The organism is Abyssisolibacter sp. ZYX002 (genome assembly GCF_056892235.1).
Map to the genome: position 1 here is coordinate 104,029 of NZ_JARMXH010000004.1, position 23,024 is coordinate 127,052.

The following is a 23,024-nucleotide window of genomic DNA, read 5'->3' on the forward strand; positions in this document are numbered from 1 at the left end:
AAATATGGTTAAGATACAATATTTAATAGAAAAACTAAAAAAATGGGAAGGTAGTGATGAATTAGAGTCCTATAACCTTTATGAGTTGAGTTATACGAATATTGATGATAAAGGTGTAAAGCATTTTTTTACAGTTTTTAATGCGTTATTCTTTTGGCATTTTGCACATATAAATAGTAATCTAAATAATAGATATTATTGGGCAGCTGATAGTAGGCGTTTAATAGAAATAATTGATGAGTATTTTAGAATTAAGTCAAGTTTAGTCAATACAAATTATGATTTTGAGATAAATGAGTATTACCAGAATGTAATACAAGAATGTCGTGGTTTCTTACAGCAGTCTGGAGGAAGCCCAATTCCAGATGATTTCGATAAGATTGAAATTCATGACGATAAGCCTATATTTGAAATAATTAATTCTATAAAGGTTAAGCAAAATGTCCTTTCTTTTAAATTAGTAGCAATAGGTGGAGGGTCGTATGCTTCTGTACATAAGTATAGAGATCCTTTTTATAATAAGTATTTTGCTGTAAAAAAAGCAAAAAAGACACTTGATGATAAAGAGAAAATCAGATTTAAGCAAGAATTCGATGAAATGAGTAAACTTAATTCACCGTACATCCTTGAAGTTTATAATTTTAATATGAAAAAGTTTGAGTATACTATGGAATATGCAGACTATACTTTACATGATTATATTGTGAAGAATAATGTCAACTTATCAAAAGAGTCTAGAGTAGGATTGGTAAGACAAGTTTTTAAGGGATTAGAATATATTCATAGTACAGGATTACTTCATAGAGATATAAGTTTAACCAATATTTTAATAAAACAATATGATGGACTACATGTTATAAAAATATCTGATTTTGGATTGGTGAAGCTTAAAAATGGCAATTTGACCAGTATGAATACAGAATTTAAGGGATCACTTAATGATCCAAAGTTAGATGTATTTGGTGGATTTAAGAATTATAAAATAGAGCATGAGACTTATGCTTTAACAAGATTGGTTTATTTTACTATGACTGGCAAGCGAAGAATAGATTTAAAAAGTAAAAGTGCTATAAATGAGTTCGTTAAAAAGGGGCTTTCAGATGATCATTGTGAACGGTTTAAAAGTATTGGAGAGATGAGAATTGCATTTGAGGCAGTTATTAATGCATTATAGACTGAAAACCATCTTATAACACAGCAGTTCCCAACACACCCTTTTGACACCGATATTGCTGGCTAAGGGGAAGGTTGATTTAAACAAGGGGCTCTTAGTCCATAAAGCTTTATACTTGTAACTAACACACAACTAACAAATCACCTCCAAACCATTGAAAAATGGACCATGCAAATTCTCAAAGAGATAGGAAAAATATGGAAATTACCCCTTGGACGGTTATGTTTGAGGGGTTTTTGTTATATGTAAGAACTAATAACAAATGTGGATTTTGTACATAACTAACACGTAACTAACAAAATCGAAGATATAAACTAATGGTTTCTGCTTATGATGATAGAGATAAAAAAGTTGAGAGTTTATTTTCAACCAGATGGAAAATGTTATGCATACAAAGAACTAGAACTTAAATCAAGATAAACCAAACTTTTAAAGATTTATTATAAAAGCAGTTATAACAGAAGCATGTATGAGTTTTTGATTTTATGTTCTAAAGTAAATATACACAAATATTAAAAAAATATGATATAATGCAATTAAACCCATTTTATGGATTGTTTACTTAGCGATTTGGTTGTTTATTTTAATGTTTATCATACATATTTAGTCCTAACGTAAAATAAAAATGAACAGGTTAGTCGTTTTTAGAATTAAAAAAAGACAGTATAATTTGTGAAATACAAAAAACAAGGCATTCTTGATTCTTATGAGGAGTGCAATATAATAAAAACTCTTAGCAAAATCTATAGGGATGTGAAGATGGAGATATAGTGATGTCTAGGAAATTTTTGAGTCATCAGTTGACACTATACTTTTTTAAAGAATGCAATTACCATTAAGAAGATATTCTTTTAGTGGTCTATTTATTAACATAGTAAATATGATTCATTATATGGAATTGAATTAGGATAATTAAAAAGGGGCGAAGGATATATGGATGATAAAAAATTTGAGTCAAATGAAAATATTTCTATATTTAATGAAGCTTTGATTCCGAGACAGAAGTTAGATGAGCTACAGGAAAGTATTAATACACTTATGATTCCAGTTCTTAAATTACAGGAAAGTATTAATACACTTATGATTCCAGTTCTTAAATTACAGGAAAGTATTAATACACTTATGATTCCAAGTCAGAAATTACTGAAAACTATTAATGAAGCTTTTCAGCCTTCAAGAGAGATATTTGTTAAAGTACATGAAGTAGTTGAAAAAGTGACTAATTCTATTGATTGGAATAGCTTAAAAGAATCATTTCGTGATAAATTCAAAAGCTATGAAGAGTTTATGAGTCAATTTGAAAAAGAATGTTGGGTAGTTGATGCTGATATGCTAGATGCTTTTGAACATAATGAATATAGGGTCAATGATATTGATAGATATGTGGAGGAGCATATTGATGAATATGTAATTTTTTTTCAGACGAATTCTTTATATAGCGAGTATAATTCTATAATAACTGAGGCTTATGAGTTATATAAGTTAGGTTATTATATACATTGTACTTTTTCATTATTTGCTGTTTTTGAAAGCATATTAACTAAAGCATTTGAGAATTATGATGTAAATAGTTCGCTAAGAATCAAAAACAAAAAAGCTAAGCTCTATGACAAAACAAAAGATTATTTTAAAACTACAGAAGATGAGCTAGCGCTGTCTATAATATTTTTTCGACGAGTATATAATGTTTATGAAATATTGTACAAACCATATTGGAATAACCATCCAGAACAAATAAACAGAAACTGGATTATGCACGGCTCGTACGACTATAGCAAAATAAATAAGATTGATATTTTGAAGTTATTTCAATTATTAAAGGCTGCTAGTATATTAAATTATATTACTTTTGAAAATAAGATGGAGCATAAATGATGTTAATATATGAAAATACTAATTATTTATATTATTGATAAGAAGTTAAAAGGAAGTGATTAGGAATGATCTATAAATACTTATATAAATTAATTATAGATCATATAGATGCGATAAATATATCTATTATGATTGGACTATTAACAGGGTGGTTTGTAGTTATGCTAGATACAGAATTTAAAAATGTAAAAAGTAACCGCTTAGGGTTTAAAGAAGATAAATATAGAAGATTTCAAAATATTAGAAAATTAATACTTTCGTTATCCCGTGTAAAAGAAATATATAGTCTAACTGATAAAATTGATGATGATGACCCAAAGAAGGATATCTTAAGAATTTCAGCATTAGCTGATTTAAAAAAATATATAGATACAGAAATACAAATTGTGAAGCCATATAAGCATTTTGAAGATAAATATATAACTGATAGAATGTATGATATAATTAAAAAAGAAAAGGAATGCATATCAAGAATTAATGTAGTATTAAATATAAATGATATTAATAGTATTGATATATGTACACTAATGGAAGAAAAAAATAATTTATGGGAAATAGCTTATGATATGAGAAATGAGCGGAGAAAAGTAGTAAAGTATGAGGTTTTCTTACAATTAGTAAAAAACAAGTGTATTTTTTTTATTTTTTCTATATTAATTGCATGTTTCATAGTTGGGTAGATTTAATAGAGAATTATAGTATATAACAAGCTTAGAATCTCAAGATATAAAAAACTCTACTAATGATTAAATTGACATATTATTTGGAATAGGATGGTTAGAATAATGAAAAATACACTATTAAGTAGTATTGAACATATTCTTAATAACAGTTGCTTTGGACAATTTATCTATAAAAACAGGAATAAATTGATATACATTGCAAGTGATTATTGTTTTGATTTTAAAAACAAAAATAATAAAGCTATTGCTATTAGTTTTATTGCAATAAATGAGGGTGACTTAAATGGTTTTGTAGACTATATTAGAAAAATAGCTCCAAAGGATATTAAAAACCATAGAAATATTAATTGTAAATTTATAGACGTTTTGAAAGGAGATAATATTTTCAATATCTGTTTTTCAATACCGAATAGATTGAAACATTTCCCTTTTTCGAATAGTAATGATGCTAAGAATTCATTAAATTTAATATTTGAAGAAATTATTAAATTTTACGAATTGAACAAAGTAGACAAATGTTTAGTTGAAGCTTTAAAATTAGGAAATAATGAAGTGAAAAAAGGTAAAAAATTAAACATATACACAAAAGCTTATTTAATTGCTGCTGTGACTGGTTTACTAGCAGGAAAAGCAACTTGTTATGGAAGTAAATGTATTGGATGGATATCAGATAGAGATAGAGTTCATGATTTGCCTAATGATTTTACGAATAAATTATATGGATTTTTTTTCAAAAACTATTGTATGTCAGAATCATTTACAGTTACTATACCAAGATCATCAAGAGATGAAAAACTATTTAAAGAACTTGTAAGGATTCCGGATCATATAGCAGGTATGATAGCAGAGTTAGATTATGCGAATCCTATACTAAAAAAAACCAAGTATTCGACAATTGTTGATTATTTTATACAATCAAAAAACATAGTAATAATAAAACTTGAAGGGAATAGTGAACGTTATTTAATTAGTGATATCGAAATACTAGATAGAAAGCAAATTTAAAATAAACGTTACTATGGATATATAATAGCTCAACAGATTTGTTTATATAATTCAAAATTATAAGACTAACAAAATAAGGTGTTTTTAGTCCCTAAAGCTTTGTACTTGCAACTAACACACAACTAACAAATCACCTTCAAACCATTGAAAAATGAACCCTGCAAATTCTCAAAGGATAGGAATATTATTGATATTAAGACCCCTCGGACGGTTATGTTTGAGGGGTTTTTTGTTATATGTAAGAACTTATAACAAATGTGGATTTATTTCCGTACATAGCTAACACGTAACTAACAAAAGTGTATTTTGAGAATAAAGTACCCAAGGAACATGTAACAAAAGCACAAACTGTAATAACATATTTTCCAGAGTTTTATTACAAAGACTATTTTAAAATACTAGAGAAGAAAGAGCCTAATGTGTTTTGGCTGAAGAAGAATAAGTATGCTCATTATGATTTTAGGGACATGAATAATAGGGTGCATTTTACTCTACTTTGATTTTCGAACGGAGTATATAAACTACATGGTACAGTTCAAGATATATGGACACCAGATGGACAATTATACTTTAAAGTTAGGGATAACAATTCATTGAGCATAAAAGGTAGCATGTATCAAGATTATTATATTAGGGAAATTAAGGTTAAGTAGAATTAAAGATAAATATAGAAGTTGTAGATAATGAAATGACAAAATTTATTTTACACTACCTTGGGTTCAATAATTTTTTGTGATAGAATAACATCGTAAATATAAAATATATTTCCATTATTTAAAAATAACAACAATAGATTGAGATTCGTTAAGAATAGGAGTATAGGAGTTGGTTATGGAGAATTTTCTATTATGTACGAAGGTCGTATCGGGTAAATTGAGTTAAAAAGAACATGTCGTCGTAAAGGCTTAAACCATGAGTCTCTACTTAACATGTTCTATTTTAAAAATTATTCTTAAGTTGTTCAAGAGAAGTGATTTTATTATTTCTTAGTATCTTATTACTATTCATATAAGGTTATAAATTACCTATTTACAGAATGATTGACACACTCTCGATTAACTATTTTTTTCCCCTTATTAAATTCCCAGAAAATCAAATGTATCTACTATTAAATTATGATAATATAGAAAAGCACTATATAGCAAGCCAAGAGGTTGAAGAACTGTTAAATATATTATACAAAGATATTTATAGAATTAATAATTCTAAAGAAAGAGAAGGTATGTTTGAATATCTAAAAAGTCGTAAGTATATGATTAGTAAATGAAGGAGGTATTCTAACAAGCTGATCTGTTTTTTAACTAAGCAAATTAGTGTTCCTCCACCAATAAAAATAACATCCATATGGTAAGACTTTAAAATACAATTTCAAATAGATAAATATTTATATATTTTCCGCTATTTTATAATGTGACAGTTCTTCTCCAGCAGGCTGTCCAACTGTCACTCAATACACAACAAAAGCATCAAGAATTTTTAAGTTCTTGATGCTTTAATATTTTAATCTGCACAGTAAAAATTAATTCTAGATTTTTTATAAGGTAGGTCTTATAATCGCTGTAAACCTTAAAAAATTACTCTAAGCCATCTAATTCATCATCTTTTGATACTAGCGATGTATAGTAACCACAACAAAGGCATTTCCATTTCACAAGTTAAACTCTTTCCTGCCACGTATTAATCTAAATTTAAATTATCTACTGGGCTGTAATCTAGTATTGGATTTCCCTCTAATTCTAAATAAGTTAAATTAGTAAGGTTTTCTAGAGGGCTTATATCTTTTATTTGATTCTTTTGTAATTTTAAATGAGTTAAATTAGTATGATTTACTAGAGGACTTATATCTTTTATCATATTCTCTTTTAATCCTAAATAAGTTAAATTAGTAAGGTTTTCTAGAGGACTTATATCTTTTATCATATTCTCTTTTAATCCTAAATAAGTTAAATTAGTAAGGTTTTCTAGAGGGCTTATATCTTTTATTTGATTCTCTTCTAATCTTAAATCAATTAAATTAGTAAGATTCTCTAGAGACCTTATATTTTTTATTTGATTCCCTTGTAGTCCTAAATAAGTCAAATTAGTAAGATTCTTCAGAGGACTTATGTCTATTATTTTATTATACCCTAATTGCAAACTAATTAGTTTAGGAAAACTTGAGATTAGGCTTAAATCTGTTATATCAGAACTACTTATACTTAAATTAGTTAGCTTACTAAGCTTCTTTAGAGAACTTAAATCTTCATCATTTATATTATATGAAAGACCTAGGTTTAAATTAGTTAAATTAGTAAGATATTCTAAAGAGCTTATATCATCTATTTTATTATTACTTAAATTTAAACTAGTTAAATTAGTTAAGTTCTTTAAAACGGTTATATCCTTTAATTCACCTACTTTATAGGATGATAAGTCTAATTTTTCTAATTTTGTTAAACCTTCTAGAACACTTATATCACTTACTTTCATACAACGCAATTTCAAATTAGTCAAGTTAGTAAACTGCTTTAAAACATCTATGTTAGCTATAATATCACTCTCTATTCCTAATTCAGTTAAATTAGGAAGATGCCTTATAGCGCTTATATCACTTAAATTATAAGCATTTATATCTAATTTAGTTAATTTAGTTAAGGTCTGTAGAAAGTTAACATCCTTTATACTACTATTAGAAATTTTTAAATTAGTTAGATTAGTTAGATCCTTAATAAAACTAATATCTTCTACTGCTTTTTTCATGGTATTTGTTTCTGGATACCATACATCATGAGAGTCTACGGTTAAATCAGTTAAATTAGGAAGATCCATTAAAACGTTTATATCTTTTATATTATCATTATCAAGGATTATGTATACCTTAGTTAAGTTAGTTAAATTCTCTAAAATAGTAATATCCTCTATCTTACCAATTTCGAATCTATTTAAGTTAGTCAATGTATTAAGATAACTTATATCAGCATCCTCACTTAATCCTTCAAGTCGACCTAAATACAGTTCCTTTAACCTTACCACCTTGCATAAAGGGGTAAAATCATTTATTTTATTTAATGCACTTAGTTCTAGCTTAGTTAAATTGGTTAAATACTGTATTCCTTCTAAACTAGATATTTTTTCAAATGCTTCACTTTGTCCATAATCCGTAGGTGTTCGATGTTCATCATCCATAAAACCTGTTATCTGTGTAATTTCTTCAACATCTTTCTGTGTAATATTTCCAGTAGGTTTCTTTATAATTTGTCTTATAACTTTTTCTAAATTATGATCAGGAAAGGTTACAATATTACTATCACTAGCTTTAGCCTCTTGTTGACTTTCCCCTATAGCTTGTACTGGTTGTATTGAACTTGTTAATCCTACAACCCCAAGAGCTGCAAATACTACTATACCTGTTATTGCCCACTTCCATGAGTTTTTGTTAAATATACTTATCATCTCAATTCTCCTTTTTATGTTAGATTTATTCCCTACAATGCCTAGAGTCCCAGGAGTGTAGTTGGATCGTGAAAATATTTCTATTAGTTTTATTATTGTAAAGCCATATTGTTTGTGATCTTTTGTTTCTATATAATTCAGAGCTTTGGCATCACAGGCCACCTCACAGTCTTGATCCATTCTATAGAATGAATACCAAACAATAGGATTGAACCAATGGATAATTTGTATTACTGTCATTATCCACTTTGTTACAATATCCATTCTTTTTAGATGAGATAATTCGTGGAGTATAATATGCTTCACTTCATTGTCAGTAAGCTTATTAATCACTGGTCCTGACAATAATAGTTTTGGTTTGAACAGACCAAATATTGCAGCAGACTTTACCTCATTTATAACTATTAACTTTACCATTTTGTTTATAGTCATCTTTTTTTTAGATTTAACAAGAATTTCATTTAATTTCTCATCAGTTGTTATGCGACTCATATTAATCTTAAGATAAAGTTTTATATTTGCATATATTGTATAGGCAGTTAAGATAATCACTCCTATTATCCATAGAATATATGCTATTTTAAAAATACTATACTTATTGTTTATTCCCATTGTTAAATTATTAGATATTGTTTTAATCTTGCTTTGTTCAGTATTTACGGTAGAACCTATATCTCTCTCAATATTTTCACTTTTATTAAACCTCCTTTCTGGTGGAATTTCAACTTCATCATATGTTCTATGATATAAAAAATCATTTGTTCTATGATTATATGCATCTGCCAAGCTTATCTCAGTACGTATTTCCACTGGTATTGAATTAAAAATACTTAATGAACTTTCAACAAAATTAGGAGGAATAATTAATCGAATCAATAATAAAAACCATATGTAATAGTTCCATGTAACTCCTAGTTTGTCTTTAAACAATGATTTTACAAGAAAAATAATTATAGCCATAATACTAGATATCTCTGAAGCTATAAGTATCCATTTAAAAAATTCCAATATCCACCCTCACCTACTTCTGCTTTTCTTTGTTGTCGAGTATACTTCTTAGTTCGTCAATTTCTTTTTTAGAAAACTTTTCATCTTTTATAAAGTTTTTAATTAGGAGGTTTAATGAACCGTCATACACTTTACTAAGAAGTGACCTAGTTTCTTTTTTCATACATTCCTCTTCATTAACAATAGGATAATAATAATAAGCTTTACCTTTCACATTATACGAAACAGCTTCTTTTTTTACTAACCTATTAATTAGTGTCCTTATGGTTTGGTGATTCCAATCAACACTAGTTTCAAGTTTCTCTATAACTTCGTTTGCAGTCATTGGAGATTGTTCCCACAATATTTTTATCACTTGCCATTCTGCATCCGAAATTTTAGGTGTATTTTTCATATATATATCAGCTCCTCTTACATATGTAATATTTAAGTATGTAACTATTATTACATATGTAAGAGGAACTGTCAATATGAAAAAGACTCAATTTTAATATTTCTTTAATATTGGAATAGTATGTACTGATAATAAGATAGAGGACAAAAGTTTTCTTGCATTTTTGAATAGATTAATCTCACATATAAAGTGGTATTTACAAAATAAAAAAGGAAGTATATTTAAATTTCCAGCACTTTTTCATTTTTAAAGGACAAAGGTGCGGCTAAAATAAGATGAGTATATTGAATAGCATGATAATGATAGCATTTATACTTATGGTGGCAGGAGTATTAATACTCTTTCAGATGTCGCCACTTGAATTAATAGTTCGTCTGATGAGAACATGTTTATAGATAAACTTATTGAATTAGGTGTTAACAAAGAATATATACGAACTTTAAATTCAAGCAAGTTTTTCAATATTTGAAAAAGCACCTCACAATCACGTAACACAGCAGTTCCCAACACACCCTTTTGACACCGATATTGCTGGCTAAGGGGAAGGTTGATTTAAACAAGGTGCTCTTAGTCCTTAAAGCTTTACACTTGTAACTAATACACAACTAACAAATCGCCTTCAAACCATTGAAAAATGAGCTGTGCAAATTCTCAAAGAGATAAAAAAATATGGAAACCCCCTCAGACGGTTATGTTTGAGGGGGTTTTGTATATTACACTATATTGCGACATACTATTTCACTATTTATCCTATACCTTTTGACTAAATATCCTACACCAATAGCAATTAGCTAAATAACTAATTGTTTAATATTACTTCTATTTCATCGTTAGGCAATATGAGGAGCACAGTTGTGGCTATCATAACAAGTATAAAATAGATATTAATATAACATTATAGCAAGATAAAGACAAATTTACCTAAAATTCATCAATGTTTAGGTTAAAGTATGATATACTCTAAATGTAGTTTAAATATAAAGAGTATTAAAAATAATAGAACGTAGATTACCAAGGATTATTTGGTAGAAGGATGGAGTGGAGAGTATATATTACTTTTATAATAATTATAAGGGGGCAGGATATTAGAAGTTATTAACTTATTAAGGAGGAAATAAATAATGTTACAAAAGATGGTTATAATTTTGATTCTCATTTCATTTTTATTATTATGTACTGCATGTAAGGAAGATTCTACATTGGAAATTAAGAACTCAGTAGAATCAGATAATGAGACTTCAGTTGATATTAAAAAAGAAATTAAATTACCGTTTGACTATATTGTAGTTTCTGGTGAAGATGCATTAGAAACTTGTTTGAAGATTAGGGAAGAGAAAGAAGATATTACACCAGTAATACTTGGTACATATGATGATGTTATGAGCCACGAAGAGATTATTTCATACAACAAAGATTTACCAGATGATATTATAAAAGAATCATTAGATAAAAGTGTTAAAAATATATTTAAAGAACGATTAGGAAAAGTCACTAAAATATATGATTGCGTAGAACTTGGGAAATGGCCATCTGTATTATCTCCTATGACTAGCATTACCTCAAATATTAATATATTGACTGGAGAATATCATGACGAAATATATATTGGATTGATACCTACACAGAATTCTTATGAAGTTCCAGCATATATAAAATTCGGAGGATGGAACTGTTGTCCTAGCCCTGAGAGTCAAATAGCTTTATTAAAATATTGGTATGATAAATATGGTGCTGAAGTTATATCAATTACTAGGAGTACTCTTGAATGTACAGTAGCTATTCCACCAAAAACAAAAAAAGAATCTATAAAGTTAGCAGAAGAACAATTCATATATTGTAATGATATAGTATATCAAGGAACAGAAACTATTTCAAACTTAGCAGGAGGTTTATACAAATCAAATTATTGGTTTTTTTGGTGGGATTAAATTACATGGAAGATATACTATATAGATCTTATGTAATGAATGGAATGAGGAACATATACGTCTAAGTATTTATATGGTTAAAAATATATAGATGTTTGGGAGAAACTACATAAATAAATCAAATGGAATTGATGAGAGGTAATTAAGTGTTCAATGATTGTTGGTTTAGTTATGTGGAAGATGATAGCATCTTTATTAAAGATATTTGAATACATATTAAAAAAAGGATTATACAAGAATTGATTAGGAGTTAAGGTACTTATGAAAAAATATTTAATGAATATAAAAAAATGGATTGCACTAGAAGTAATTTCAAATTTATTTTTAACAATGGCTAGTGCTATGTTTATTTTAAGTCAAAAAAAATTATTTGATTATATGCAAAAAGGTGGTACAACAGGTATTTGGAAATACATAACACTATTAATATTATGTGTGATGGCGATTTTGCTTTTTTCGTATACAAATATGTTGTTTACATGGAAAAGTACTGTAAAATTTGAAAAAGGACTAAGAGAAGATTTTTTTAAGAAAATCACAAGCTATAATAAAGAGAAGTTTTATTCAAGAGAAATTGGAGAATACATATCCATCCAAGGAAATGATATAAGGATTATGAGCGTAAATTATTTATCTTCAGTAATCAATGGGATTAAATCAGTTAGTATGTTTCTTGCTTATGGGATAATAATGTTTATTAATGTGCATTGGAAGGTGTCTTCATTAATAATTTTATTATCATTTATTTCTGTAGCAATACTTCCTAAATTAACTGAAAAAAAATTATCAGACCGAAATAAACGATATACAGATAGTATTGGTAAATTAACCGCAAAAACTATAGATTTGTTGAATGGCTTTAAATTAATAAATAAGATTACTAGAAGAAGCTTTAATAATATTTTTGCTAAATACATTGAAAGTAATGCAAAAATTAAATTTTTATATGACAAGATGTTTGCTATAGCAAGTATAGTTAATGATTTATCTATATACATAATTAACGGTATTGCATTTATGATAACAATATATTTAGTTTCAATAGGAGAAATCACCATTGGAACAGCAGTGGCTGTTGGTGGATTTGTTGTAGAATTTACTGATACGATTGACTTGTTTATATATAGTAGTACTAATTACAAATCAACTAAAAAGATAAAAGAAAAGGTAGAAGAAATTCTTAAGTTTAAATCTCCAATACTTAAAGAGAAAAATACGTTTGATAAAAATATAGAACTTAAAAATGTAAATATAAAATATGATGACTTTGAGATAAAAAATATGTCTTATACATTTGAAAAAGGCAAGAAGTATGCAATAATCGGTGAAAGTGGTTCAGGCAAAAGTAGTTTGATGAAAGCCTTGATTAAAGAAAAAGAGATATATGGTGGAACAATATTCTTTGATGGAATAAATATAAATGAAATAGATGTCAGCCCTATAATAAGTTTTATTAGCCAAGAAGAACATATATTTGCAGATGATTTTCATAATAATATTACATGTTATGATTCATATTCTACTATTGGATTTGGAAAAATAAAAGACTTATTTAAAAAAGAAGTTTTAGAATCTATAAAAAAGAATAGCAATTCTGCATCATTAAGTGGTGGGCAAAAAGGAATGATAAAATTTATTAGAAGTTATTTAGAAGATAAAGAAGTATGTATATTTGATGAGATATTTGCAGGAATAGATATCGAGACAACGAACGTATTAAAAGATTATATATTAAAATCAAATAAGACTGTTATAATGATAACTCATAAACTATCAGAAGATTTGGAGGGTTTTGATCAAGTTATATGTCTTAAAGAAGGAGTATTAGCAAATAGTCATCTAGCGTAAATGTTAGGATGAAATCTATAAACATTTGGAGAAAGGAGATTTTGTTCTTATGAAAAATAATATAAAGAAAATTAAAAAGTACATTATTGGACAAGTTGGATTAGATGCAGTAGTAGTAATGTTAATTTCTTATTTGCCGGTTCTTCAAAAGAAAATGTTTGATATAATTGAACAAAATAGGAAACTTAATATAGGAGATTTCATATTAATATATTTGTTGTGTCTGAGTGCGATAATAGGATTATCATATATAAACATGCTTATTACAAGTAGAGGGAACATTAGATTTAGAAGTTTATTAAAAAAGGATTTATTTAAGGCGATTACAAACTATAGAAATTATAGATTTACATTAAAATCAGTCCCAGAATACATATCAATATTTAATAACGATATAGCAGCTATACAGGAAGATTATCTTAAAGGATTAATAAGCATAGTTAAGTCAATAAATATGATTATAATTTATGGAGCAACTATATTTATTTTCATTGATTGGAGAATAGCCATATTAATTTCTGTTATATCAATTTTTAATATAGTTATTTTCCCTAAGTTTACATCTAAAAAATTAGCTAAGTCAAGAAGTAAATACCTAAATAAAACAGAGGATTATGTTGCTAAGTTCAGTGATTTACTTCAAGGCATAAGATTATTTAATACCAAAACTCGTAAACAGTTTGAATATGAGCATAGCAAAAAAATGGAGGAACTATCAAATAAGCAATTTAGATATGGGCTTACAAAAAGCAAGTCGCTTGTTCTAAATGGAGCTTCAATTTATTTGCTGTACGTGGTGTCGATAGCTATGGTTGCATATTTGTATATAACAAAACAAATTTCAATAGGTGCAGCTTTAGTATCTGTAGGGTATGTTGAAGTTTTTATACATCCTATACAAACATTAATGGGAGCTATTAACGGATTAAATTCTTCAAAAGATGTGAGAGAAAAATACAAATCACTTATAAAGAATGAAGAACATACAGGCTATGATAGCGAGTTTGAATGTCTTAAAAAAGATATAGAAATAAAGGGTATGAACATAAAATTTGATACATTTGAAATCAATAATTTCTCATATAGATTTGAAAAAGGAAAAAAATATGCTCTTATCGGAAGAAGTGGCTCAGGAAAGTCAACTATACTGAAATCTTTAGTAGGAGTAAACAAAATTGATTCGGGTGATATTCTTATAAATGGAATAGATTCAGAACAATTTGATAAAAGTAGAATTTTCTCGTATATGGATCAGGATGAATATATATTTGAGGAAGATTTTAAGAATAACGTAACTGTATTTAACACCTATCCTATAAGAGGAATAAACAGGATTAAAGATAAAATAGAAAATAATATGTATGAAATTATTACTAAAAGTGAAAATTGTAAACTTTTAAGTGGAGGAGAAAAGAAGGTTGTCTCTATAATGAGGAAGCTAGCACAGGATGCACCAATACTTGTACTTGATGAGCCGTTTGCTGGTGTTGATAAAAAATTGTATAGGACATTGCTAGGTGAACTTTTAAATCTTAAAGATAAAACTGTTATAATGACTACTCATAACATCAAAGAAGGACTTGAAAAATTTGATGAGGTGATATTTATGAACAATGGAAAGGTAATTAAAAAAGGTGACTTTAATACTATATGTGATACAGATGATTTTATTACCTTAGCCAAATTAGAAGCCTCTGTAGTATGTAAATCAAGCTAAAGCTATAAAAATGTAACGCACGACTGGCAAGTCATTAAAAAATAAGTATTGTAAACTTTGAGTAGATAATATTAAAAATAACAAGACTTTCTCAGGCTATTATGTCTGAGTATTTGTTGTATAAGTATTGTTTTTGCACAAAGTATAATTTATAATATAGGTTGTGACTTAATTAAAGACTAGGAGTGAGAAATAAATGTTTAAAAAGAAAATCAGTGTAGTATTATTATGTTTTTGCTTATTGTCAATAACAACAGCTTGTAGTATGAAGCAAATAATGACAATCAGCAAAGGTCCTAACTCAAATATCTTGTATAAAACAGATGAAAGTAAAGGGATAAAGTATACAATTAGTACAAATAAAATGATAGACACATATATTATTGCTAGTGCGTTATATATGGATTTCAATAGTAACATATTAATGCCAAATGTCGAAAATCATCCAATATATAAAGAAGCCAAAGAATTCTTTAGTCCATATAAAAATCATGATTTTCTTAAGAACTTTAACAAATATGTTTACAATGGTGATATCAATGGAGATGCTATTGGAGTCTTATTGAGTTATAGTGGGACTCCATCACTTGAAAAAATATGTGAAGTGGATAAAAAGTATAGGAAATATATATTCAAAGATGATAAAGAGATAGAATTATTTATTAAAGGATTGAGAAGTTTTTATAATGATACTAAAGCTAATGAGTTTTTTAAGAATAAAGCCTTTTCAAATAATGTTAAAAAGTACATTGAAGAAAATATCAAAGAGAGTAAATTGATTGAACTTATCAAAAGCATGGAAGAATATTTGAATACTAAAGATAAATATTTTGGAGATTTACCTATAGAATATGAAACAGTTTTAACAATATACAGACCTTCAATGGCTAGCTTCTATTCATATAAAACAAAGAATACAAATAAAATAGTATCTTTTCAATCTCCAAATGATATTTCACGAAATCCATATAAGCTAGATATTAGAAACATGGTTGAAAATGTAATTCATGAGTATATTCATTCTTACATAAATGAACCAATATATAATATAACAATTAGCAAATGTAAAGATATAAGCAAATATTATACAAAGATAATTAATGACAATATGTACAGCAACATGCCACTATACAGGCAGTTAGATGAATATATAGTTAGAGCAATTGAAGGCAGAATATATGCTCATAAATTTGGTGAAGAATATACATTTGATAAATTACTTAACAAAGAAATCAAATTTGGTGGATTTAATAGATTAGGTGAAATTTATGAACTACTAAAAATTTATGAAAAAGAGAATGAGAATAAGACTATAGATGATTTCTTACCACAATTAGTAGAGAAGCTAGCTAGAAGAGTGGATTAAAGTAGTAAGTTATATAAAAACAATATTAGCTATTTAAAACTCCTCAAATAGTTGTGTTTGAGGAGTTTATGTTTGTACATGGATAACTTTATGGAGTAAATAGACTATTTTATTATCTATCTTTTGATTAAATAATCTTTGTATTGATTAATGTGAGTGTTTATGAAGCTTAATATTATAGGTATGTATACTTAAAGAGTAATTTTGTAAATATAAAGATATGAATGTTATTTTTGTATATTATAATGCTAGGAGGGACAATATGGCTTGGTGTCCAAAATGTAAAATAGAATTTAGAGATGATTCTGATATATGTAGTTATTGTAAAGCAAAATTAGTTTCAGAATTGAAATCAGATACAGATAAACGTAATCTAAATAAAGGTAATTCAGATGAAAAAAATACTTTTTTAATGAATGTTTTAGATGATATAGAAGCTGGCGCAATAGAATCACTATTAAACTCTTATGGTATCCCAACTCTAAGAAAGTACAAAAGTACAGGAGAATATACAAACATATATATGGGTAGAAGTGTAAGTGGAGTAGACTTATATGTACCACTAAAATTATATGAAGAGGCAAAAATAATCATAACGAAGGAAAAAGAAGATATTTCAGATTTAGATGATGATGACTGTGAGTACTACAAACAGCAAAAGAGAAAAAGAAGTATAATGAGATTATGTTTTATATCATTATTATTAATACCTACCATTATAATATTGGTTACTATAGTTAAGCAGTTATTGTAAAGTATCATGATGTTGATAGATATATAGAAAAATACATGTCTTAAATGGGTGTTTTTAGTAAACTTCTTTTAAATTAAATTCTCCCTATTACTAGATCATAAGGAGAATTTATATGTATAAAGTGTTATTATTTAAACTACGAATTATTCTTACTATTCTTGTATATTTCGCGTAAATTTCGTCCTCCAATTCCTATCATTGCTCCTGCTATTAGAGCTAGAATCATTCCTACTGTAGCATTTTTAGGGAGTATAAATCCAGCGTTTATTATTCCTAGTAATATTCCACCGAACCACATATAAAAATGACACGATTTTTTATTATTCATATTCAAGTCTCCTTCCTTATCATTTAAGCTTAGTTTGTGATATGAATTATACAATAAAATGAAATATATAGCAAATAATTTGTTAAAGTAGTACAAATATGGTATGCTTTATAAAATGAATATATAATATTAAATTAGTTTGATTTATTAGTTATGTAAAACAAAAGGAGATAAAGGGCTTATGGTAGATTTAAGAATAATTGATGAAAATAATTTTATAGAATGTATATCACTTAAGTTAACAGATGAACAAAAAGAGTTTATAGCTTCAAATAGTTTTAGTTTGGCTGAAGCTTATGCACATCGCAATAATCCTGTAAAATACTATCCATTTGGAATATATAATAACAACAAAATGATTGGATTTATAATGTTTGAATACAATCCATTTATAGAAAATGACGCGGATTTTGATGAGCCTATTTTTTATATTTCTAGAATGATGATAGACATAAATCATCAAGGTAAAGGATATGGAAAAGAAGCACTAGAAAAAGCTCTAAGATTTATGAAGTCATATAAACAAGGTGATGTTGAAGCAATTGTACTTTCATGCGATAAAACAAATGAAAAAGCTTATAAGTTATATGAGAGTTATGGTTTTAAATTTACTGGAGAGATCGATGAAGATGGTGATAATTATTTAAGATTAAGTTTATAAAATGGTTTTAACTAGTAATATCGTAATAATTATGAACTTAGTAGCTATAAACTAAATGGTGTACTGACTATGAGTACACCATTTATTATATCTAGATTTAAATTTTATTGCTCTACGTATCCTTTGCTTGTATCAATTCCTACAGTTTTAGTTTCATTATCCCATGTTACACCAATATTAAATACTTTAGCAATATCTCTTAGTTTAAAATAGTTATTTCCACCTATAGTGTAAGCTGTTAATTCGATTTTTTCGCCATCTTTATATATTGGAGATGTGTTAGTTGTAGAAGTTTTTTCTTGTCCATCACCTTTAGCCATCTCGCCACCCACAACAGTGTAGGCTTTCTTAGAAACTAAGTTAATAACTTTTTTATCAGCATCCCAAGTTACATCAAATTGCTTTTCTGACCCGCTTACAACATTTGCAAGATCACGAATTTTGAAGTAGTTGTTACCTTTAATATTATAAGCATCAAAAGCAGTTTCTTTACTATTTACTAAAACTTTAGAAGCAGTAGGAGTAGCAGTTAAAGTTTCAACTACTGGTTTCTCTTCAGTAGTTTCTTTCTCTTCTTTTTTTTCTGTATCACTAGCTTTTACAGTGATAACTGCTTCTGCAGCACCTGCAATAGCTTCGTATCTGAAACGTACGTAATAATCTCCAGGCTCAGTTATCTCTATAGTACATCCTGATTGATAACTTGGAAAATCAATTTCATAGTTTCCTAACTCTGATACCTCAACAGTTTTTTTGTTTGATTTACCAGTTTTAGAATCATATATATAGATATCAGCTTTACCTGATGTTGGTAGAGGCTTTTCTGAGTCATATTCAAATTTATCTTTATCAGTTAATTTGTAAGCCTCAAAGATTGCGGCACTGTCTAATGATGTAATAGTAGTACTACCATCTACAACAAAACCATGGTTAAGAGTTGTAGTAATCTTTTCTGATTTAAATGTGTCTATAACATTTGTAATTGAAAAGTTGGATTTAACTTTATCCAAGCCATCAGCAGGAACATCTTCAGTATATCCTTTTACTTCAACAGTTTTACTTTTTACTTCAGCAGTTTTACTTTCTGTTTCTGTAGCAAATGCACCTACAGTCATAAGTAATGCTAACGTCATTGCTAACACTATTTTTATAGTGTTTTTCATTTTAGTTTTCATTTAATTCTCCCCTTAATATAAAATTGTATGTAGTAATCACTATACTGCTAAATAAAGTAGCTAAAAAGCTTTTGAATTAGCAATAAATAAATTATACAAAATACATTTTACCACATATTTATCGAATTACCAACAACTTTGTACATATAATGAGAATTTATTATTAGACTTGGTTTAAAAAGATGATTGAGTATGATACTTTTAAACCTCAATCTCATTTAATAAAAGAACATGAGGAATATTGATTGGTTTCAATGTTATATAATTATTACTATAAGTACTAAAATTGAGGTGATATAGTATGGCAATCAGATATTTATTAGATGGGATAAATAGCATAGATGATTGGGAAGAAAAAAAAGAACAAATAAAAAAGAATTTTTATAGTATCATAGGAAATCCACCTATGAATAGAAATACTCGTAAAATGAAAATAATAGATAAAGAAATATTGGAAAATTACACTAGATTAAAAATAGAGTATTTAGTTTGCCATGATGATAAAGTATTTGCATATCTACTTATACCTAATACCAATATGGAAAAATACCCTGCAGTAGTTGTAATGCATCAATTTCAGGATACTAATATAGGAAAAAAAGAGCCTGCAGGTATAGAGGGAAATAAGAATTTGTTTATTGGACATGAATTAGTGCTAAGAGGATATGTAGTTCTTATTCCAGATTATTTAACGGCTGGTGAAAGAGTTATAGACAATCAGCTATTTAATAGTAAATATTTTTATGAGAAGCATCCTCAATGGTCTATAATAGGTAAAAACCTCGAGGATTCATTTTCAGCTATTGATATACTAGTTTCTCTTGATTATGTAGATGAAAATAAAATTGGTGTGATAGGTCATTCACTAGGTGGGCATAATTCTCTGTTATCATTTGCATTTGATGAGAGAGTTAAAGTAGGGGTTAGCAATTGTGGATTTTCTGTGCTAAGCGAAGAAGAAATGGTTATGGAATGGGTTGATGATACATACAATTTTATGCCAGCTATGAAGCAGTATCTTTCAAGAGGAAATAAGTTGCCTTTCGATTTCCACGAAATTGCAGGGCTGATATGTCCAAGACCGTGGTTGAATGTTTCAGCATACTATGATGATGCATATGGCAATCAAGAATTTTTATCACAAGTAGGAAATATGCTTTATAGACTATATGATTTATATGATGAATCGTCTAATTTTGCATATCTTATGCATGGGAGCAACCATACGTTTCCACTACATGTTAGAGAGCTTTCATATTCATGGTTGGACAACTATTTAAAATAAAGGTATTAAAGTATAGAAAAATAAGAGTACATTCAAATCTAGACAAAAGGGGGAGTACTATTTTGAGAACGCCTAGTTACTGTGCTTAGCAAAGGCTAGCACATAGAATATAATAATATGATGTGATAGCTTTTGTGAATCCCAAAGTAATGCAATCAAATGGGAGGAGCGCTAATGAGCTATTATAAAGATATGACTTGGGAAATTATACCTAAGAATATGCCAATTGTTAAACGAAATTGTCCTAAATGTGGGAATAATTCATTATATATAAGCACAAACAAATTTAGAATAAACGGCAATAAAAAATTGTTAGATATATGGCTAATTTATCAATGTAAAAAATGCAAATCAACTTGGAAGATGGCAATATACGAAAGAGTTTACTATAAAGATTTAGATAAGGTTATGTTTAGTAAATTTGAACAAAATAACATAGATTTAGCTAGATATTATGCTTTTAATAAAGAGGTGCATAACAAAAATAAATCTATTTTGATTACAGAGGGTATAAGGTACGAGATACAAGGTGATATGATAGAAACGAACAAGGAAGTAGATTGCAAAAAAGTAATCAGAATACAAATAAAATGTGAATATGAATTAGGACTCAGAGTAGATAAACTTCTTAGTGATAAACTGGGTATATCGCGATCGCAGATTAAAAAATTATGCAAAGAGGGCTTGATTTATTGTGATGAAGATATAAAGATAACAAAGCAAAAAGTAAAAAATGGTATGATATTATACTTAGTTATTTAGTTTGAGAAGAGATTATAATTATGTTAGTATGAATGTAATACTTAGCATAATTATATCAAATCCAAGGAGGATTATAATGAATCATCGCAATAATGTACAAGTTTACTTGATAGATAAAAGTGAAATGCAGGTTTTATTACTAAAGAGAGTTTCTTCTAAATCAGGGTATTGGCAACCAGTTTGTGGAGGAGTAGAAAAAAGTGAATCCAAAGAGGATGCTGCATTAAGAGAGCTTAGAGAAGAAACAGGAGTTAGTGATAAATACAAATTAATTAAGCTACCATTAGAGTTTGATTATATAGAAACTAAAAATAATGAGATGATGAGTATGACAGACAACTGTTTTGTAGTTATTTTAGAGAGAAAAGTAGATATCAAACTTTCATTAGAACATGAGACTTTTATATGGTGTGGTATTAAAGAAGTAAGTAATTACACTGATTGGCATCCAATATTGAAGTCAGTTGAATATATAAAAAATAATTATTTATAAATCTATGATTTGTGTTTGGTTCAAAAGTAGTTAATCATAATGTTAAGATGATTATTTCATAAAGTAAACTGATTTTTATATATTGCTTACAAAATATAACAAATACCTCATATTATCTATGATATATTGTGTGTGAAGATATTAGATAAGAGGAGGTGATTATAAATGACATTAGAAAAATTTGAAAAATATACAGACTTACCTATCATCGAGAGATGTAGTCCAACTTACTATGTTTGCCCACCTAAGCAATCTGGCATAACTCCGTACTAAAATAGAAACTTCTAATGTCAGCGACATAAAAATTTGAATATAATAGCAAAATAAGTATTAATAACATATAAGTTAAATGACAACCCTATCTATAATCTTTGTAACGAAAAGAAGGCAGGGGTTAGTAATAGTAACTTATAATATACTAAAGGTTGCCGTCTTGGCAGCCTTTTAGTAATGAAGGATAAAATTTAATTAATTCTAAATATTGACAAAATAGTATATTTATACTACAATGTTATCAAGAGTGTTATAATTTATACAAAATAATATGAACACAAGAACGGATATGATAGGTAATTACAATAATGAAATATTATTAGTAATTTTGATCGCATTTTTATTTAAATTTATTTGAAAGTGAGGTGAATTAGATGACATTGAAGAGATTTAAAGAATATACAAAAATTAAAGGCAAATATTGTGAACCGTATTGGAATATTAATTATCCTAACTGTTATCCAGAATTTAACTGGGCATACTGCGCGCCAAATAAAATAGGAGCTGTATAGTAATAAGAAAAGTGATGAGGTGTCTCATGAGAGACACCTCATTCTATATAAAGCTTGGATAATTGAGTATAAAATGAGAATCAAGATATAATAAAAGTCTCTAGCATTATTATAGTTTTTTTAGTTTATATAATTAAACTTATAAAGCAGTTCAGATTTGATGGGAGTGTTTTTAGAAAGGTATTAATTCAATATGTTGACAAAAAAGATATTAAACTATAATATCTAAGAAACATAATTATTAAAAATACTAATTTTAAGTATGATAATATGAGAAAAAGAAGGAGTTTAATAATATATTCGCATATATTTTAAGTAGTATTGATTATTTCTGAAGGTAGCGCAGCCAAA

18 protein-coding genes and 1 pseudogene are annotated in these 23,024 nt (G+C 27.5%); 15 read left to right on the plus strand and 4 right to left on the minus strand.

Annotation, left to right across the window (positions count from 1 at the left end):
• The first annotated feature begins 4 nt into the window (after positions 1-4).
• From P3X86_RS13070 to P3X86_RS13090, 5 genes and pseudogenes are all read left to right on the plus strand, one after another.
• Positions 5-1,174: a protein kinase family protein gene (locus tag P3X86_RS13070; protein ID WP_483293142.1), complete on the plus strand. Its 1,170-nt coding sequence runs from the start codon at positions 5-7 to the stop codon at positions 1,172-1,174.
• Positions 1,175-2,107: 933 nt separating this feature from the next.
• Positions 2,108-3,049: a hypothetical protein gene (locus P3X86_RS13075; RefSeq protein WP_483293143.1), complete on the plus strand. Its 942-nt coding sequence runs from the start codon at positions 2,108-2,110 to the stop codon at positions 3,047-3,049.
• A 65-nt stretch (positions 3,050-3,114) separates the two neighbouring features.
• A complete protein-coding gene (locus tag P3X86_RS13080; protein ID WP_483293144.1) occupies positions 3,115-3,729 on the plus strand; it encodes a hypothetical protein in 615 nt (204 codons plus the stop codon).
• Between the two features lie 105 nt (positions 3,730-3,834).
• Positions 3,835-4,737: a hypothetical protein gene (locus P3X86_RS13085; RefSeq protein ID WP_483293145.1), complete on the plus strand. Its 903-nt coding sequence runs from the start codon at positions 3,835-3,837 to the stop codon at positions 4,735-4,737.
• A gap of 299 nt (positions 4,738-5,036) precedes the next feature.
• Positions 5,037-5,390 (plus strand): annotated as a pseudogene (locus tag P3X86_RS13090) (DUF8195 domain-containing protein).
• A gap of 1,024 nt (positions 5,391-6,414) precedes the next feature.
• Here the strand turns inward: P3X86_RS13090 and P3X86_RS13095 are convergent.
• The gene (locus tag P3X86_RS13095) at positions 6,415-9,177 is read right to left on the minus strand and encodes a M56 family metallopeptidase (RefSeq protein WP_483293146.1); all 2,763 of its coding nucleotides are present in this window, start codon (positions 9,175-9,177) and stop codon (positions 6,415-6,417) included.
• 13 nt (positions 9,178-9,190) lie between these two features.
• Positions 9,191-9,571 (minus strand): BlaI/MecI/CopY family transcriptional regulator, encoded by a 381-nt coding sequence (locus P3X86_RS13100; RefSeq protein WP_483293147.1) that lies wholly within the window; start codon positions 9,569-9,571, stop codon positions 9,191-9,193.
• A gap of 1,121 nt (positions 9,572-10,692) precedes the next feature.
• Between P3X86_RS13100 and P3X86_RS13105 the strand changes: the two genes are divergently transcribed.
• The 5 genes from P3X86_RS13105 to P3X86_RS13125 all read left to right on the plus strand — a co-directional run bounded on the left by P3X86_RS13105 (position 10,693) and on the right by P3X86_RS13125 (position 17,184).
• Positions 10,693-11,499, plus strand: coding sequence for a DUF4253 domain-containing protein (locus tag P3X86_RS13105; RefSeq protein ID WP_483293148.1), 807 nt, complete (start codon positions 10,693-10,695; stop codon positions 11,497-11,499).
• A 261-nt stretch (positions 11,500-11,760) separates the two neighbouring features.
• Entirely contained in the window at positions 11,761-13,347 is a 1,587-nt protein-coding gene (locus tag P3X86_RS13110) for an ATP-binding cassette domain-containing protein (RefSeq protein ID WP_483293149.1), read from the plus strand.
• Positions 13,348-13,396: 49 nt separating this feature from the next.
• Entirely contained in the window at positions 13,397-15,064 is a 1,668-nt protein-coding gene (locus P3X86_RS13115; protein ID WP_483293150.1) for an ATP-binding cassette domain-containing protein, read from the plus strand.
• A 196-nt stretch (positions 15,065-15,260) separates the two neighbouring features.
• Positions 15,261-16,430 carry a hypothetical protein gene (locus P3X86_RS13120; protein WP_483293151.1) on the plus strand — a complete coding sequence of 390 codons (1,170 nt, stop codon included), beginning with the start codon at positions 15,261-15,263 and terminating at the stop codon, positions 16,428-16,430.
• A gap of 262 nt (positions 16,431-16,692) precedes the next feature.
• The gene (locus P3X86_RS13125; protein ID WP_483293152.1) at positions 16,693-17,184 is read left to right on the plus strand and encodes a putative signal transducing protein; all 492 of its coding nucleotides are present in this window, start codon (positions 16,693-16,695) and stop codon (positions 17,182-17,184) included.
• Between the two features lie 136 nt (positions 17,185-17,320).
• On the opposite strand, the gene P3X86_RS13130 is transcribed toward P3X86_RS13125, so the two are convergent.
• Positions 17,321-17,512 carry a hypothetical protein gene (locus tag P3X86_RS13130; protein WP_483293153.1) on the minus strand — a complete coding sequence of 64 codons (192 nt, stop codon included), beginning with the start codon at positions 17,510-17,512 and terminating at the stop codon, positions 17,321-17,323.
• A 181-nt stretch (positions 17,513-17,693) separates the two neighbouring features.
• Here P3X86_RS13130 and P3X86_RS13135 point away from each other — a divergent pair, with 181 nt between their 5' ends.
• On the plus strand, positions 17,694-18,173 hold the full coding sequence (locus tag P3X86_RS13135; protein WP_483293154.1) for a GNAT family N-acetyltransferase: 480 nt from the start codon (positions 17,694-17,696) through the stop codon (positions 18,171-18,173).
• A gap of 104 nt (positions 18,174-18,277) precedes the next feature.
• Here P3X86_RS13135 and P3X86_RS13140 read toward each other — a convergent pair whose 3' ends face one another.
• Positions 18,278-19,348 (minus strand): hypothetical protein, encoded by a 1,071-nt coding sequence (locus tag P3X86_RS13140; RefSeq protein ID WP_483293155.1) that lies wholly within the window; start codon positions 19,346-19,348, stop codon positions 18,278-18,280.
• Positions 19,349-19,649: 301 nt separating this feature from the next.
• On the opposite strand from P3X86_RS13140, the gene P3X86_RS13145 reads away from it, so the two are divergent.
• The 4 genes from P3X86_RS13145 (at position 19,650) to P3X86_RS13160 (ending at position 22,673) form a co-directional block, all read left to right on the plus strand.
• Positions 19,650-20,633 carry an alpha/beta hydrolase family protein gene (locus P3X86_RS13145; RefSeq protein WP_483293156.1) on the plus strand — a complete coding sequence of 328 codons (984 nt, stop codon included), beginning with the start codon at positions 19,650-19,652 and terminating at the stop codon, positions 20,631-20,633.
• A 174-nt stretch (positions 20,634-20,807) separates the two neighbouring features.
• Positions 20,808-21,395 (plus strand): DUF1062 domain-containing protein, encoded by a 588-nt coding sequence (locus P3X86_RS13150; protein WP_483293157.1) that lies wholly within the window; start codon positions 20,808-20,810, stop codon positions 21,393-21,395.
• Between the two features lie 76 nt (positions 21,396-21,471).
• Positions 21,472-21,888 carry an NUDIX domain-containing protein gene (locus P3X86_RS13155; protein ID WP_483293158.1) on the plus strand — a complete coding sequence of 139 codons (417 nt, stop codon included), beginning with the start codon at positions 21,472-21,474 and terminating at the stop codon, positions 21,886-21,888.
• Positions 21,889-22,535: 647 nt separating this feature from the next.
• The gene (locus P3X86_RS13160) at positions 22,536-22,673 is read left to right on the plus strand and encodes a hypothetical protein (protein WP_483293159.1); all 138 of its coding nucleotides are present in this window, start codon (positions 22,536-22,538) and stop codon (positions 22,671-22,673) included.
• The last annotated feature ends 351 nt before the right edge of the window (positions 22,674-23,024 follow it).

Excerpts from the sequence above, each read along its gene's own strand:
- P3X86_RS13140 (WP_483293155.1), bottom strand. The coding sequence starts at position 19,348 with ATGAAAACTAAAATGAAAAACACTATAAAAATAGTGTTAGCAATGACG.
- P3X86_RS13125 (WP_483293152.1), top strand. The coding sequence starts at position 16,693 with ATGGCTTGGTGTCCAAAATGTAAAATAGAATTTAGAGATGATTCTGAT.
- P3X86_RS13155 (WP_483293158.1), top strand. The coding sequence starts at position 21,472 with ATGAATCATCGCAATAATGTACAAGTTTACTTGATAGATAAAAGTGAA.
- P3X86_RS13130 (WP_483293153.1), bottom strand. The coding sequence starts at position 17,512 with ATGAATAATAAAAAATCGTGTCATTTTTATATGTGGTTCGGTGGAATA.
- P3X86_RS13085 (WP_483293145.1), top strand. The coding sequence starts at position 3,835 with ATGAAAAATACACTATTAAGTAGTATTGAACATATTCTTAATAACAGT.
- P3X86_RS13110 (WP_483293149.1), top strand. The coding sequence starts at position 11,761 with ATGAAAAAATATTTAATGAATATAAAAAAATGGATTGCACTAGAAGTA.
- P3X86_RS13160 (WP_483293159.1), top strand. The coding sequence starts at position 22,536 with ATGACATTGAAGAGATTTAAAGAATATACAAAAATTAAAGGCAAATAT.
- P3X86_RS13120 (WP_483293151.1), top strand. The coding sequence starts at position 15,261 with ATGTTTAAAAAGAAAATCAGTGTAGTATTATTATGTTTTTGCTTATTG.
- P3X86_RS13080 (WP_483293144.1), top strand. The coding sequence starts at position 3,115 with ATGATCTATAAATACTTATATAAATTAATTATAGATCATATAGATGCG.
- P3X86_RS13145 (WP_483293156.1), top strand. The coding sequence starts at position 19,650 with ATGGCAATCAGATATTTATTAGATGGGATAAATAGCATAGATGATTGG.
- P3X86_RS13100 (WP_483293147.1), bottom strand. The coding sequence starts at position 9,571 with ATGAAAAATACACCTAAAATTTCGGATGCAGAATGGCAAGTGATAAAA.
- P3X86_RS13075 (WP_483293143.1), top strand. The coding sequence starts at position 2,108 with ATGGATGATAAAAAATTTGAGTCAAATGAAAATATTTCTATATTTAAT.
- P3X86_RS13115 (WP_483293150.1), top strand. The coding sequence starts at position 13,397 with ATGAAAAATAATATAAAGAAAATTAAAAAGTACATTATTGGACAAGTT.
- P3X86_RS13135 (WP_483293154.1), top strand. The coding sequence starts at position 17,694 with ATGGTAGATTTAAGAATAATTGATGAAAATAATTTTATAGAATGTATA.
- P3X86_RS13070 (WP_483293142.1), top strand. The coding sequence starts at position 5 with ATGGTTAAGATACAATATTTAATAGAAAAACTAAAAAAATGGGAAGGT.
- P3X86_RS13105 (WP_483293148.1), top strand. The coding sequence starts at position 10,693 with ATGTTACAAAAGATGGTTATAATTTTGATTCTCATTTCATTTTTATTA.
- P3X86_RS13150 (WP_483293157.1), top strand. The coding sequence starts at position 20,808 with ATGAGCTATTATAAAGATATGACTTGGGAAATTATACCTAAGAATATG.